Source organism: Chromohalobacter sp. 296-RDG (assembly GCF_029889885.1).
Classification (GTDB): domain Bacteria; phylum Pseudomonadota; class Gammaproteobacteria; order Pseudomonadales; family Halomonadaceae; genus Chromohalobacter.
This window is the reverse complement of record NZ_JARANY010000061.1, coordinates 1-14,461: the sequence shown is the minus strand read 5'-3', so window position 1 is coordinate 14,461 and position 14,461 is coordinate 1. Positions and strand designations below refer to the sequence as shown.

Annotated in this window: 11 protein-coding genes; 4 read left to right on the top strand and 7 right to left on the bottom strand. The window is 58.7% G+C overall.

What is annotated here, in order from left to right:
- The first annotated feature begins 107 nt into the window (after positions 1–107).
- Entirely contained in the window at positions 108–1,763 is a 1,656-nt protein-coding gene (locus tag OP495_RS14705) for a glucan biosynthesis protein D (protein WP_280570347.1), read from the top strand.
- 63 nt (positions 1,764–1,826) lie between these two features.
- Here the strand turns inward: OP495_RS14705 and OP495_RS14700 are convergent, their stop codons facing one another.
- Genes OP495_RS14700 through OP495_RS14685 form a run of 4 tightly spaced genes read right to left on the bottom strand, consistent with a single transcriptional unit; the run spans position 1,827 to position 4,648 of the window.
- Positions 1,827–2,825 carry a metal ABC transporter substrate-binding protein gene (locus tag OP495_RS14700; RefSeq protein WP_280570345.1) on the bottom strand — a complete coding sequence of 333 codons (999 nt, stop codon included), beginning with the start codon at positions 2,823–2,825 and terminating at the stop codon, positions 1,827–1,829.
- A gap of 37 nt (positions 2,826–2,862) precedes the next feature.
- Positions 2,863–3,777 carry a metal ABC transporter permease gene (locus OP495_RS14695; protein ID WP_280570342.1) on the bottom strand — a complete coding sequence of 305 codons (915 nt, stop codon included), beginning with the start codon at positions 3,775–3,777 and terminating at the stop codon, positions 2,863–2,865.
- Positions 3,762–4,511: an ABC transporter ATP-binding protein gene (locus tag OP495_RS14690; protein ID WP_280564321.1), complete on the bottom strand. Its 750-nt coding sequence runs from the start codon at positions 4,509–4,511 to the stop codon at positions 3,762–3,764. The genes OP495_RS14695 and OP495_RS14690 overlap by 16 nt, the downstream gene beginning before the upstream one ends.
- Positions 4,508–4,648: a hypothetical protein gene (locus OP495_RS14685; RefSeq protein WP_164915593.1), complete on the bottom strand. Its 141-nt coding sequence runs from the start codon at positions 4,646–4,648 to the stop codon at positions 4,508–4,510. The genes OP495_RS14690 and OP495_RS14685 overlap by 4 nt, the downstream gene beginning before the upstream one ends.
- 1,215 nt (positions 4,649–5,863) lie before the next feature.
- Between OP495_RS14685 and OP495_RS14680 the strand changes: the two genes are divergently transcribed.
- Complete coding sequence (locus tag OP495_RS14680) at positions 5,864–7,927, top strand: choline transporter (RefSeq protein WP_280570340.1); 2,064 nt, start codon at positions 5,864–5,866, stop codon at positions 7,925–7,927.
- 420 nt (positions 7,928–8,347) lie between these two features.
- Here the strand turns inward: OP495_RS14680 and OP495_RS14675 are convergent, their stop codons facing one another.
- From OP495_RS14675 to OP495_RS14665, 3 genes are all read right to left on the bottom strand, one after another.
- Complete coding sequence (locus tag OP495_RS14675; RefSeq protein WP_280570338.1) at positions 8,348–8,917, bottom strand: DUF2335 domain-containing protein; 570 nt, start codon at positions 8,915–8,917, stop codon at positions 8,348–8,350.
- On the bottom strand, positions 8,889–9,086 hold the full coding sequence (locus tag OP495_RS14670) for a hypothetical protein (RefSeq protein ID WP_280570336.1): 198 nt from the start codon (positions 9,084–9,086) through the stop codon (positions 8,889–8,891). The genes OP495_RS14675 and OP495_RS14670 overlap by 29 nt, the downstream gene beginning before the upstream one ends.
- Positions 9,087–9,315: 229 nt before the next feature.
- Positions 9,316–10,182 carry a WYL domain-containing protein gene (locus tag OP495_RS14665; protein ID WP_280570333.1) on the bottom strand — a complete coding sequence of 289 codons (867 nt, stop codon included), beginning with the start codon at positions 10,180–10,182 and terminating at the stop codon, positions 9,316–9,318.
- Positions 10,183–10,333: 151 nt separating this feature from the next.
- Here OP495_RS14665 and cas1f point away from each other — a divergent pair, with 151 nt between their 5' ends.
- Complete coding sequence (gene cas1f, locus OP495_RS14660; protein ID WP_280570330.1) at positions 10,334–11,308, top strand: type I-F CRISPR-associated endonuclease Cas1f; 975 nt, start codon at positions 10,334–10,336, stop codon at positions 11,306–11,308.
- Positions 11,305–14,461 (top strand): type I-F CRISPR-associated helicase Cas3f (gene cas3f, locus OP495_RS14655; RefSeq protein WP_280570327.1); only part of this gene is annotated, 3,157 nt, incomplete at its 3' end. The genes cas1f and cas3f, both read left to right, overlap by 4 nt.

Sequence of the window (14,461 nt, the reverse complement as noted above, 5' to 3'; positions counted from 1 at the left end):
ACGTTGAAAGTGCGCAAGAGGCGCTTGATGCAGGAACCGTTTGTCTCGGGTAACGTCTGATAAATGTGGTTGGCAAGGAAACTCCCACCTTCTGGTAGAGACGCTCTATGATGGATCGACGGACCTTACTCAAGCGCTCGCTGGCCTTGGCGGCCTTTTATGGCTTGCCCGCGGCGCCGCTTTTGGCGGCGACACGCGGCATACCCGAGATCGCCGATGGCGAGCCCAGTGACTTCAGCTTCGAGTGGCTACAACGTGTGGCCAAGGAAATGGCGAACGCCAGCTATCAAGACAACGTACGCGAATTGCCCTCGACGCTGGCGGAGATGACGCCGCAGGATTACAACGCCATCGGTTACGATCCGGGGCATTCGCTGTGGCACGGTCTCGATGGCGAGCTCGACGTGCAGTTCTTCCACGTCGGCATGGGCTTCAACCAGCCGGTACGCATGTTTGCCCTCGACCCGGATTCTCGCCGCGCCCGCGAGATCCACTTCGATCCGTCGCTGTTCCGCTATGACAAGGCGGACGTCGACGTCTCTCAGTTCGAGGACGATGAGGCGCTGGGCTTTGCCGGTTTCCGCGTCTTTAAAGCGCCGTCCCTCACCGAACGCGACATCGTCTCCTTTTTGGGCGCGAGTTACTTCCGCGCGGTGGACGACACCTATCAATACGGCATATCGGCACGTGGGCTTGCGGTCAACACCTTCGCCGAGTCGACGAAGGAAGAATTTCCCACCTACACGCGCTTCTGGCTGGAGACGCCGGAACCGGATAGCACTACCTTTACCGCTTATGCCTTGCTCGATTCGCCCAAGGTCGCCGGTGCCTATCGCTTCGTCATCCACTGCGAGGCAGAGCGCGTGGTCATGGAAATCGACAAGCACCTCTATCCGCGCGAGGCCATCGAACAGTTGGGGATTGCGCCGATGACCAGCATGTTCAGCTGCGGCACTCATCAGCGGCGCATGTGCGACACCATTCATCCGCAAATTCACGATTCCGACCGTTTGACGATGTGGCGCGGTAACGGTGAATGGATCTACCGGCCGCTCAACAATCCGCCGAAGCTGCAGTACAACTCATTCGCCGACGATGCACCCAAGGGCTTCGGATTGTTGCAGACCGAGCGGGATTTCGATGCCTATGAAGACGTGATCGGCAATTACCACGAGCGTCCCAGCCTCTGGGTCGAGCCCCGCAATGACTGGGGCAAGGGCGATCTCCAACTGATGGAAATTCCCACGACCGGCGAAACCATGGACAACATCGTGGCCTTCTGGAAACCCAGCAAAGCCATCGAGCCAGGGGATTCACTGAACTTTGCATACCGTCTTTACTGGAGTGCGCAAGCCCCGGTGACCACAGACCTTGCGCGTGTTCGTGCGACCCGCAGCGGCATGGGCGGCTTCAAAGAAGGCTGGGCGCCCGGCGAGCACTATCCTGAGGAGTGGGCGCGGCGCTTCGCGGTGGATTACATCGGCGGCGATATCCTGCGTATTGCCAAGAATGGTCCCCCGATCATGGCGCAGTTGGAGGTCTCGCGCGGCAAGACGGGCGATATTCAGATCTTCCAGGTGGAGGAGTTCGAAGGCATCCGCGTGATCTTCGACTGGTACCCCACGGAAGATTCGGTCGAGCCCATCGATATGAGAATGGTCCTGGAAGGCGACGGCGAAACGCTGAGTGAAACCTGGCTCTATCAGTACTTCCCGCCGCCCCCTGAGCAGCGTGAGCATCCGCCGCATCCGCTGGATGACTGAGGACACGCAAAAAAGGGCAGTGCCATGGCACTGCCCTTTTCGATGGCGCTCGTCTGCTGACGCTCAGTCCTTCAAGGCATCGGTCAGCGTATCGACATTATGGCGGAACATGCCGAGGTAGGTGCTGGCCTCGCCTTCGGGCGCCAGGGCACCGGCATAGAGCGTGCCGCCGATGGCGACGCCGGTTTCGTCCGCGAGTTGCTCAAGAAGCGCCGGGTTGGTCATGTTTTCCAGGAATAGTGCTTTGACGTCGCGTTTCTGGATCTGCTGGATCAGCTTGGCCATGTCGGCGGCGCTGGGCTCTGCGGCGGTAGAGAGCCCTACTGGCGAGAGCACATCCAGGTCATAGGCATTGGCGAAATAACCGAAGGCATCGTGGTTGGTGATCAGAACACGATTAGCGTCGGGGATCTCGCTGATGCGCTGGTGAACTTCGGCATCCAGGGCGTCGATGGCCTGGATATATTGTTCGGCATTGTCGCGATAATCAGCGGCATGCTCGGGGTCTGCTTCGACGAGCGCGTCGCGGATGTTTTCCACATACTGCTTGCCGTTTTGCAGGTCCTGCCAGGCGTGCGGGTCCTTCGCGCCATGGTCGTGGCCGGCATGAGCGTCGTCGTGACTATGATCATGATTGTGGTTGTTGTCGTGATTGTGGTCGTGGCTATGACCGTGGTCATGCCCCTCGTGGCCATGGTCGTGTGCCGACCGTTCCTCGTCAAAACTCAGGGCGTCGATGCCCTGACTGGCGACGACGATTGGCCCCTCATAGCCGCTGGCTTCCACCAGGCGGTCCAGCCACCCCTCGAGATGCAGGCCGTTGATGATGAACAGGTCCGCTTCCCCTACGGCGCGCGCATCGGTGGGACTGGGCGAGAAAACATGGGCGTCGCCATCCGGGCCGACCAGGGTGGCGACATCGACATGCTCGCCGCCAACTTCTTCGACCATGTCGCCAAGAATGCTGAAGCTGGCGACGACATTCAGCGGCGCCTCGGCGCGCGCTGCACTGGAAAGTGTCAGCGCGGCGGCGCCAAGCAGTAACGTCAAAGACTTGGACATGCAGGTTCCCTCTTGTGTGTAATCAGGCGAGTCAGGTTCATGATGGCTTGCACGTGTGTTCGTCTGTCTCCAGCGGTGCGGCGCGACGGCGTACGCGTGCCAGCAGACTGCCGTAGCGACCGCATAGCGCCGAGACGAGATAGGCAATGCCGGCGACCAGGATGATGCACGGGCCGGAAGGTAGGCCCAGATGGTACGAGACCAGCAAGCCGCCGGTGCTCGAGACCATGGCGATGAGGATCGCCAGGCCGATCAACCCCTCGAGGCGTTGCGACCAGAAGCGCGCGGTGGTGGCGGGCAGCATCATCAGGCCCACCGCCATCAGCGTGCCCAGCGTCTGAAACCCGGCCGTCAGGTTGAGCACCATCAGCCCCAGGAAGACGCCATGAACCAGGCCACCGCGAATCCCCTGGCCGCGTAGGAACAACGGGTCGAGGCATTCGACCACCAGCACGCGAAAGATCAGCGCCAGTACCAGCAGCGTAGCGCTGGCCACCGAGGCGATCAGCCATAGCGCGGTGTCGTCGATGGCGAGAATCGAGCCGAACAGCACGTGGGTGAGATCGACGCTGCTGCCGCGCAGCGAGACCAGCATCACCCCCAGTGCCAGCGAAATTAGATAGAAGCTGGCCATTGCCGAGTCTTCTCGGTGGCCGGTCATGCGCGACACGCTGCCTGCCAGACCCGCAACCAACAGGCCTGCGATCAGGCCGCCGAGGCTCATTGCCGGCAGTGAAAACCCCGCCAGCACGAATCCCAGTGCGACGCCGGGCAATACCGCGTGGGCCATGGCGTCACCCACCAGACTCATGCCGCGCAGCATCAGGAACACGCCCAACGGCGGCGCAGCCAACGACAGCGCCAAGCCGCCGACCAGAGCGCGGCGCATGAAGGCGTAATCGGTCAGCGGGGCGATGAGCCACGCATCCAGCGTGGTCAGTAGGTCGAGCATGGCGGGACGTCCGGCAAATTCAGGGAAATAAAGGGGGCCTGGGTATGCGCGTGGCGGCGCGCTGATGCATGATGCCGCTCGAGCAGCGTTTCCGGTTCGACCCATTGGGCGTGGCCGCCGGCCAGCAGAAAGACGCAATCAGCCAACTTCGCCAACTGTTCCATGTCATGCAGCACCACGATCACCGTGGCGCCGGCGCTGGCCATCTCGCGCAGGGTGTCGCAGAGGATTTCCACGGTATGCGTATCGACGTTGGCGAATGGTTCGTCGAGCAGCAGCAGCTCCGCTTCTTGCATCAATGTGCGACCGAGCAAGGCACGCTGGCGCTGACCGCCGGAAAGCTCGCCCAAGGGGCGATGCGCCAGACCGCTCAACCCCAGGCGCTGCATGATGGTGTGCATGCGCCGGTAATCCTGCGGCCCGTAGCGCTTGAAGGTGCCGTGCGTGGGCCAACAACCGCTGAGCATCAATTCCTCGACACTCATCGGAAAGGTCAGATCCAGTGCCAGTTGCTGTGGCAACCACGCGCGGCGCTCTTTGGATACGCCACAATGGACCTTCCCGCTGAGTGGCGGCAGCAAGCCCATGATGGCCTGGATCAAGGTACTCTTGCCTGCGCCATTGGCACCGACAAGCGCCGTGATCGCGCCGTCCTCGAAAGTGCCGCTGATGTTCTCCAGCACCGTCCTCCCACTCTGTGCGAGGGTCAATGCCTCAAGCGTCAAGCGACTCATGCAAAGGCTCCCATGGCCCACGCCACGGCCAACCACAGCAGCCCCAGCGGCAACAGTGCCAACAGCACGCGGCGTCCCGCGCCCATCGACATCAATGAAAAATGGCAAGGCCCATCCGGGCGGTGACGATGTGACATGACGACTCCTTTTAATGCCGAGGGAGGTTATAACATAACAAAATGATTGCCAAGCACTTCGTTCAATTTATCGGTAGGAAGCCTCGTCAAGGCTGAAAGAGTGTCCGATAACGGGCGCAAAGTGTAATAGGGTAACGTTTGCGACGAAGAAGGGGGAAGGGACCACACGTTCTGCTGATCGATGATGGGGGGTGAATTTACGCTATGTACGATGAGGCTATATAGGTTAGGTACTTTACCGAGGAAGTTATGAACTGAATAATATTTTGAATGTCTTACCAGTGTCACTGGTTTATGTTGCTCTAACGCAGGGCAGTCCCTTTGTCGAATAGCGCTCTCTAACGGCCTTTATATTAGGTTTATTTAATTCATATTAATTTTATTAGATTTTATTAATTTAAAAGCAGTGTGGTCATCCATAGTGCTGCAGTACTAAAAGTGCCAAGTTAAATGGCGCCCCCCTGCTATTGTTGGTGATGGAGCCGCTTAAATGGGCGGAAATAAAGTATCTTTCGCAGGGGAAAACAATAATGTTGTATCGTGTCGTGGCCATTGCTGCCGCTCTGATTTTTTCGTTGTCGGCGTATGCGGCGCAACCGGTGGGGTCGTCTCCCGACATCCACCCAATCAATCAGGCATCTGAAGTTCAGCAGACCTTTACCCAAGAGCTTCAGCTCGAGGGTGATTGCGTCACGGTCAAGAGCGAGAAGCCTGGTGATCTAGTGTTGGCTCAAGGATGTTGTCGAGTGTGCACTACCGGGAAAGCATGCGGAGATAGCTGTATAAACCGAAGCTATACATGCCACCAGCCTCCCGGCTGCGCATGTAACGGCTAATATGCGCATCATCTACTGAAGCCTGTCTAACGCAGGCTTTTTTTATGTCTAGCGAGAAAGAATGAGGGGCTCGCTACATCCCAGCCTTTCTGGGTAGCGAATGGAAGACCTTGCCTCAGATGTAAAGGTAAAGCGGACGGGCGGAGCATCGAGGGCTGGAGTACGCCCTCGTCCCCGCAGATGTGTGGGGTGTGCTCGACGCCCGATGGTCGGTGTGCGGCACAAGGCTTGACTGAGGCATGAATAATTGTTTTATTAAATGAGTATTCAACAAAAAGCGGTTTTCCGTATTGCTTTTAAGCTAGTAACAGCGGATGGGCGAGTGTGTGTGCCCGTTGCCGTGAACGTAAACTTTGCCTGAACCAGATCAGGAATTCCTATGACGACACAATCCAATAACGAGGCGCCGTCACGCGACCGCCTCAATGGGCCGGTGTTCTACAGCTCGGTGGTCGGCATCGTCGCCTTCTCGCTGTGGGCGATGATCGCCACCGACCAGGCCAACTCGATCATCAATGCCATCCTCGGCTGGATCTCCAATACCTTCGGTTGGTACTACTTCCTGACCGTCGTGATTTACCTGGCTTTCGTGATCTACCTGGGATTGTCGCGCTACGGCAAGATCCGCCTGGGGCCCGAGCATTCGCGCCCCGACTTCAATATCTTCTCGTGGGCGGCGATGCTCTTTTCTGCGGGGATCGGCATCGGGGTGATTTTTTTCGCGTTGGCCGAGCCACTGACGCAGTTCTACAACGCCCCCAACGCGCCCGACGATCAGGTTGCCGCAGCGCGCCATGCCATGGAGCTGACCTTCCTGCACTGGGGGGTATCCGGCTGGGGTATCTACACCCTGATAGGCATGGCGCTGGCCTTTTTCAGCTACCGGCATAATCTACCGCTGACCATCCGTAGCGCGCTTTACCCGATCTTCGGCAATAGGATTTACGGCATGATCGGCCATGTGGTCGATACTGCCGCCGTGCTGGGCACGGTCTTCGGCATTGCTGCAAGTCTGGGGATCGGCATCATCCAGCTCAATTTTGGCCTGGACTATATGTTCGGTATCCCTAAGGGTACCTGGACCCAGGTGGTATTGGTGCTCGCAATCGTGATGTTCGCGACCATCTCCGCCGTGACCGGGGTGGAACGCGGCATCCGCCGTCTTTCCGAGTTCAATATCCTGCTCGCGGTATTGTTGCTGCTGTTCGTGCTGTTCGCTGGCAAGACGATTTTCCTGCTCAACGCGCTGGTGATGAACATCGGCGATTACCTGACCAACTTCATCAGTCTGTCATTCAACACCTATGCCTTCGATCGGCCGACCGATTGGCTCAACGGCTGGACGCTGTTCTTCTGGGCCTGGTGGATTGCGTGGGGGCCGTTCGTCGGGTTGTTCCTGGCACGTATTTCGCGGGGCCGTACCATCCGCACCTTCGTGCTCGGTACCATGACGCTGCCGATCGTCTTCATGTTCCTGTGGATGTCGTTGCTGGGTAACAGTGCCATTGATATGGCGATGAACGGTGCCAGCGAGTTCGGCGAGCAGGTGATGAATAATCCGCCGGCAGGGATCTATCTATTCCTCGAATCGTATCCGATGCCGATCCTGACCACTGCTGCAGTGAGTATCCTGGCGATCGTGTTCTTTATCACCTCCGGGGACTCCGGGGCGCTGGTACTCTCGAACTTCACTTCGAAGCTCAAGAACGTCAACAGCGATGCGCCGATCTGGATGCGTATTCTGTGGTCGGCGGTGATTGGCGTGTTGACACTGGCGCTGATACTCGCCGGGGGCTTGAGCACGTTGCAAAGCGCGGTGGTGATTACCGGTCTGCCGTTCTCGGTCGTGCTGTTCTTCATGATGGCAGGGTTGCTCAAGGCGTTGAAACTCGAGGCCTTCAAGGAAGACAGCCGGCGCTTGAGCTTGGCCGGCCAGCTTTCCGGGCGCACCGGCGGTGGTAACGAACGCGATTCGCGCAACTGGCAGCAGCGTCTCCGGCGTGCCATGAGCTTCCCTGGCAAGAAGCAAGCCCGGCGCTTCATGGACGAGACCTGCAAGCCGGCCATGGAAGCCGTACGTGGTTCGTTGCAGGAGCAGGGCGTGTCCGCCGAGATTCACGAAGGTATGCAGAACGGCGACGATTACATGTCGCTCAACGTCGATTTCGAGGACGAACAGAACTTTACCTATCAGATCTGGAGTCAGGGCTTCTCGACGCCTGGGTTCGCGATGCATGCGCCGCATGCCGACTCGCGTTACTACCGGCTGGAGGTCTATCTGCTCGAGGGTAGCCAGGGTTACGACCTGATGGGCTACACCCGTGATCAGGTGATCGGCGACATCCTCGACCAGTACGAACTGCACATGCAGTTCCTGCACCTCAACCGGATAGAGCCGGGCAACATCAACATGCCCGACAGCCCGGAACAGCCGCCTGCTTAAGGCGTGCCCGGTCAGCCGTTATGCGGCTGGCCTTCGGTATCAAGATCTCGCCCCCGGTCGCGATGCGGCCGGGGGTTTTGTGTGGGGTAGCATCAGGCATCGCAAATCGCCTGGGCGCGCGGTTACCTTCAGAGGATGGTAACGTAACAATCGCGGATAAGAAGCTATATTCTAAAGTGCATGAGCTAGTAAACGTGCGGCGTACATGGCTTTGGTGCGCTACTTGCGGAAATTTATCAACTTCTTGATTTCACTGTATCTTTAACAATTCGAGCTGATTAAAAAATAGGCAATATCGCTGGTGGAAATATGCTGAGCGATTTTGTCCTTTATAAACAAGCGTCTATAATTAGACCGTTCCCCGCAGACGCGGGGATGAATCGTAAGCGAAAGTAGTCGGTGGTATTCAGGGTGGGTACGCTAGGCGTCGTCTTCTGGTGGCTCGCTGCCTGTACGTTGCTTTTCCAAGATACGTGGGGCGACGAATATCGCGACCATGCCAACGAGATCCAGAGTTCCGATTACGCCCGCAGCGACAGAACTGAAGGGTGCGATCACGGTGGCTGCCACGAGGCCAACGATGGCAACGGTCAACCCGTATCGTTGTCCACGTTCATCTTTCTTGATGGCACCCTCTAGACCCTTGCGACGCATTTCGTGCGTATGGTGCTGCTCGTCGACGGCCATATTCACGATGAGACGACGTGTTTCCTCATCATAGGCATTCAGTTGCTCGGGAGGCGGGAGAGGGCCTTGATAGCTCACTTGCCGCATCATGGCGACGGATTGGTTTTGGGGCTCGGGAGCTGGGGCACTGACGATCAGATCGCCTAACCGTGCCTGCTCTTCCTCGGAAAGCTGTCCATGATGCAACTGCTCAATAAGGCCGACGAATTCCTTTTGAGTTTCCTCGTCGACCTGTTGCCCGTCTTGAAGGGAGAGGTCGCGTTGAGAAGGCTGCTCACCGTTTGGCGGCGTGGTTGAAGGCATATTGGCTCAAGGCTGAACGGAGGTGACTGCCAACAGTTGTCCAATGTTGGGCAATACGTTCTTGATCACTGCCCTTGGGCATGTACTGGGCGTAGTTTTCGACTGGCCAAACATCCATCATGGAGCCTGCTGCACGCAGGGTACGGCTGCTCGTTACGCGACGTTTCATGACCTTACTCCTGAATGATGTTTTCCAACGCTAGAGATGAAACACGGTAGCTTGCCGACGTTTCAGCGCTGGGAAGATAGAATCCTATGCCAAAGATAGCGCAAAATAAACCGTACAGTTCGAGACTACGTTGCTAGTGACTTGGCCAGATCCGTGTCATCAATGTGCGAATTTCAAAGCGCCAGGCTTCATCGTTCAGCTCCCCGCAGGCGTGAGGATTAGCAATATATCAATAAAGCCATTGTCGCAGGGCTTCGCGATTACCAAGGTCGACCTGCTGGGCACGTGGGTCGCCTTCCACATGGCGATGATTGATGCCGTATTCACGCAACACGTATTGGGCCAGCGCGCAGCGGCAGGTGATCTCCAGCACGTGTGCCGTCATGGCATAGTCCTGAGCGATCAGTGTTTGCTCGGCCTCGCTGAGACGTCGGTCGGGGATGATCTCCAGTGTCAGGCGATTCTCCCAGTCCACATCGTTCGCTTGGGCCGCAGCGGGCAGGGCATCGCCGATGGCCTCGGGGACGCCGCGAAAGCGCGAGAGTACGAAATCACGAAAGGCCGCGTTCTTCTCGCAATACGCACGGACGTGCCAGCGTCCTGCGGCATAGACCAGCGTATGCGGGGCGATGATCCGATCCTCGCCGCTTGGTGATGAAAAGCTCGCGTAGACGACCTCCAGGCGTTGCTTTTCACGCGCCGCCGACACGACTGCACGCACCACCTCCGGCGAGACATCCCGAATCGGCATCGGAACCGATTCCGTGTTGGCCGCACCCAGACCAAGCCCCACGAACTGTGGATTCAAGGCATCGTGCGTGCCAAGCAGGTGCAAATATTCATCCACATGGCCGTGAATGAAATACGGCGTGAAACGCGATGTCGGCACCCAGGCTTTGCGCGACGTATCGTAGGCAAGGTTATCCACCGCGACTTCCTCGCGATAAGTGCGTAGCACCTGCTGGGCCCGGTCCTTGCCCAGTTGAAACGCCTCGCGCAGCGCGGCGGCCGTAACGCGACCCTCCCAGTACGCCAACAGCTCGATCACGTGATAACGCGCCTGCGTGTCCCAGGCGAGCGGCGACGTTTCCTTCATGACGTATCCCCCATGGTCTTGCACTTGTGCAGCCGGCCGGAAAATTCCCCTGGTGTTTTATCCATGGGGTAGTCGGGCTCAATCGACTTTGCTTATATGAGGGTAACAGAGCGTAAGCGGTTGTAGTCGCTACCCCAATGCCGGAGGTTCCATGGATGATTTGTCACCGTCGGATCTAAAAACGATCCTGCACTCCAAACGCGCGAATCTATATTACCTCCAGCATTGCCGGGTCCTGGTCAATGGCGGGCGTGTCGAGTACGTCACCGACGAAGGCAAGCAGTCGCGCTATTGGAACATTCCCATTGCCAATACGACGTCGCTGCTGCTGGGAACGGGCACGTCGATTACCCAGGCCGCCATGCGCGAGCTGGCCAAGGCCGGTGTGCTGGTGGGGTTCTGTGGCGGTGGCGGCACGCCGCTTTTCGCGGCGAACGAAGTCGATGTGGACGTCGCCTGGCTGACGCCGCAGAGCGAATATCGCCCCACCGAGTATATGCAGCATTGGGTGCGCTTCTGGTTCGATGACGACAAGCGCCTCGACGCTGCCCGTGCCTTCCAGATGGCGCGGTTATCGCGCATCGAATCGCTGTGGCAAAGCCGGCCGCTCAAGGAGGCGGGTTTTGACATATCCGCCCAGCATTTGAGTGATGCATTGGCACAACATCGAGAAGCGATTGCCAGTGCGACCGATACCGTGGAATTGCTGACGCTCGAAGCGCGTTTGACCAAGACGCTGTTCAAGCTGGCGGCGCAAGCCGTCAAGTATGGCCAGTTTACGCGTGCCAAACGTGGCAGTGGCGCCGACCCCGCGAACCGGTTTCTCGATCATGGCAATTACCTGGCTTATGGGCTGGCGGCAACGGCGACCTGGGTATTGGGGATTCCTCATGGCTTGGCGGTCTTGCATGGCAAGACGCGGCGGGGCGGCTTGGTCTTCGATGTTGCCGATCTGGTCAAGGACGCCATCATTCTCCCGCAAGCGTTTCTCTCGGCCATGAAAGGGGACGAGGAACAGGAGTTTCGTCAGGCGTGTATCGAGCGGCTGACGCGTACCGAATCCCTCGACTTCATGATCGATACGCTCAAGGCCGTGGCCCTCGACCTCGGAGGGCCTGAGGTATGAATGTGCTGCTGGTGTCCCAGTGCAACAAGAACGCGCTCAAAGAAACGCGGCGTATTCTCGACCAGTTTGCCGAGCGCCGGGGAGAACGCACCTGGCAAACCCCGATTACGCTCGAAGGGCTCGACACGCTGAGGAAGTTGCTGCGTAAGACGGCGCGCAAGAATACCGCCGTGGCGTGTCATTGGATTCGCGGTCACGATCACAGCGAGCTGATGTGGGTCGTCGGCGATGCCAAGCGCTTCAACCTCCAGGGCGCGGTACCGACCAATACCACCTCACGGGATATTCTGCGCCGCGAAGACGAAAACGACTGGCATAGCGGCGAGGACATCCTGCTCCTGGCGTCTATGTCAGCATTGTTGCACGACCTGGGCAAGGCGTCCGCAGCCTTCCAGCAACGGCTTCAAGGCAAGCTGGAAGGGCGTAATCTGTACCGCCATGAATGGGTGTCGTTGCGGCTCTTCCAGGCCTTCGTCGGTGACGACGATGATGAGACATGGCTCACGCGACTCGCCGAGGGGCGCTATCAAGAGCAAGACTGGCTGGATGGGCTGGAGCGCGATGGGCTCGATCCTGAGCCTTCCGCCATATTTCGACGTTTGCCGCCTTTGGCCGCTGCTCTCGGATGGCTGATCGTGAGTCACCACCGGTTACCTCTCAAGCCACCCGACGACATATCGAACCCCGCGACCCGTTGGGGCAGCCAGAATATCACGCTGCAGATGGACCAACTGGGGGACGTTCTGTCGTTGATCAGCGCGAAGTGGAACGAGATTCCCTGGACGCAAGAGTCGAAACGGGTCACGCCGTATTGGACGTTTCCCGATGGTTTGCCGCTTTCTACATGGCGTTGGCGCGAGCGCACTGCCAAGCAGGCGAAGCGGCTACTGGCACGTCTATCCGGCGATACGAACTGGCTCGATAGTCCCTATGTGATGCATCTTTCGCGGTTGTGTTTGATGCTGGCGGATCACCATTATTCGAGTCTTGAAGACCCAGCCAAACGGGTGAAAGGAGAACCCGACTACCCGCTGGTGGCCAATACCGTGCGCAAGACGGGGCAACCCAATCAATTTCTGGATGAGCATATACTGGGGGTCGAAAAGCACGCCAGTACCATTGCACGTGCCTTGCCTACCGTGAATAGCCATTTATCACGTCTGGCGCGGCACAAGGGCTTTCGCAAGAGAAGCGACCATCCTCGCTTTCGTTGGCAGGACAAGGCATTCGACCTTGCCCAGTCGGTGCGTGAGCGAAGTCAGCGTCAGGGCTTCTTCGGCATCAACATGGCCTCCACCGGTTGCGGTAAGACGCTGGCCAACGGGCGAATCATGTATGCGTTGGCCGACCCCGAGCAGGGCGCGCGTTTTAGCATCGCGCTGGGACTCCGCACACTCACGCTGCAAACCGGCCAGGCGCTGCGCGAGCGCTTGCATCTCGGTGAAGACGAACTCGCGGTGCGGGTCGGCGGCAGTGCCAACAAGGCACTATTCGAGCACTATGAGCAAGACGCTGAGGCGAGCGGCTCAGCTTCGACGCAAGGGCTGATCGATGAAGACGCCCACGTGGTATTCGAAGGCAATATCGACACTCATCCCGTACTTCGTCGCCTGGGAGATGAACCGGGCACACGCTCACTGATCGCCGCGCCCATTCTCGTCTGTACCGTGGACCACTTGGTGGCGGCCACTGAGAGTACGCGAGGCGGACGCCAGATCGCACCGATGCTGCGTTTGATGAGCAGTGATCTGGTGCTCGATGAAATCGATGACTTCGATATCAACGATCTGCCAGCGTTAACCCGATTGGTGCATTGGGCCGGACTGCTCGGCTCGCGCGTATTGCTATCATCGGCTACTTTGCCGCCTGCCTTGGTGCACGGATTGTATGAGGCATATCGCAGCGGACGTGAAGCCTACCAGTGCCATCGTGGCGAGCCAGGCCAGCCCGTGGATATCTGCTGTGCGTGGTTCGACGAAAATGATCGCCAGCATCAGGATTGTGCCGACGGTGACGCCTTCAGCGCCGCGCATGCCGCTTTTGCCAAGCGTCGGCTCAAGCGCCTGTCCGAGAACCCCGTGCGTCGCCGAGGCGAGCTTCTACCCTTGCCGGCATTGGGCAAGCGCCCTGAAGAGATGCGTGCTGGCCTGGCCGAGGTGCTGCGTACACAGGCCGCCCAGCTCCACGAGCGCCACCATTCGTGTGATCCTGTCACCGGCAAGCGCGTCAGTTTCGGTTTGATCCGCATGGCCAATATCGATCCGCTGGTCGATGTCGCCAGATCGCTCTTCCAACAAGGCGCCTGCGTTGGGCAACGCATTCATCTGTGCGTGTACCACTCGCGGCATCCGCTGGTGATGCGCTCGGAAATCGAACGCCGCTTGGACCGCACGTTGCAGCGAGCAGAGCCTGATCGCGTGTTCGAGCAGGCCGATATCCGACGTCTACTCGACGGCAGCGACGAAACCGACCACCTATTTATCGTGCTCGGGAGCCCGGTCACCGAAGTCGGGCGCGACCACGACTATGACTGGGCGATTGTCGAGCCTTCCTCCATGCGTTCGATCATCCAGTTGGCCGGGCGGGTATGGCGCCATCGCGACAAACGCTGCGACACGCCGAATATCCAGCTCCTGGAGACCAACCTCAAGCATCTGGAAGACCCTGGGCGACTCGCTTTTCAGCGTCCGGGATTCGAGACCGATGAGGGTTGGCGACTCAATAATCACTCGTTGAATGCGCTGCTCGCGCCGGATGAATATCAGATCATCGACGCTCGGCCACGCATGCTGGCGCGCGAGACGCTATCACCTCGCGATAGCCTGGTTGATCTGGAGCACCAGCGGTTGATAACGCAGATGCTGGAACCGCCCACGCAACCGTTGACCAAGAAAGAACGCAGGCTGGGTATGGAACCGTCACCACCACCCTTGGGTGCCTATAGCTGGTATGCCGTGCCGCGCATGCATCTGACCGGCGTACTCACCCAGCGTCAGCGTTTTCGCCAACCTACCCAGACGGATGTAGCGCTCGCGCTATTGCCCGACGAAGGCGGCGAAACCTGGACACTGCATCGCGTGGAAGATGGCGCCAAACGTGGCGAAACGCTCTACGTAGAAGTCGAAGAAAGCCTGATGGCGCGGATAGACCTGG

What these genes read in the sequence shown, in the direction of transcription:
- OP495_RS14705 (WP_280570347.1), top strand. Translation starts at nt 108, where the DNA reads ATGATGGATCGACGGACCTTACTCAAGCGCTCGCTGGCCTTGGCGGCC.
- OP495_RS14700 (WP_280570345.1), bottom strand. Translation starts at nt 2,825, where the DNA reads ATGTCCAAGTCTTTGACGTTACTGCTTGGCGCCGCCGCGCTGACACTT.
- OP495_RS14695 (WP_280570342.1), bottom strand. Translation starts at nt 3,777, where the DNA reads ATGCTCGACCTACTGACCACGCTGGATGCGTGGCTCATCGCCCCGCTG.
- OP495_RS14690 (WP_280564321.1), bottom strand. Translation starts at nt 4,511, where the DNA reads ATGAGTCGCTTGACGCTTGAGGCATTGACCCTCGCACAGAGTGGGAGG.
- OP495_RS14685 (WP_164915593.1), bottom strand. Translation starts at nt 4,648, where the DNA reads ATGTCACATCGTCACCGCCCGGATGGGCCTTGCCATTTTTCATTGATG.
- OP495_RS14680 (WP_280570340.1), top strand. Translation starts at nt 5,864, where the DNA reads ATGACGACACAATCCAATAACGAGGCGCCGTCACGCGACCGCCTCAAT.
- OP495_RS14675 (WP_280570338.1), bottom strand. Translation starts at nt 8,917, where the DNA reads ATGCCTTCAACCACGCCGCCAAACGGTGAGCAGCCTTCTCAACGCGAC.
- OP495_RS14670 (WP_280570336.1), bottom strand. Translation starts at nt 9,086, where the DNA reads ATGAAACGTCGCGTAACGAGCAGCCGTACCCTGCGTGCAGCAGGCTCC.
- OP495_RS14665 (WP_280570333.1), bottom strand. Translation starts at nt 10,182, where the DNA reads ATGAAGGAAACGTCGCCGCTCGCCTGGGACACGCAGGCGCGTTATCAC.
- cas1f (WP_280570330.1), top strand. Translation starts at nt 10,334, where the DNA reads ATGGATGATTTGTCACCGTCGGATCTAAAAACGATCCTGCACTCCAAA.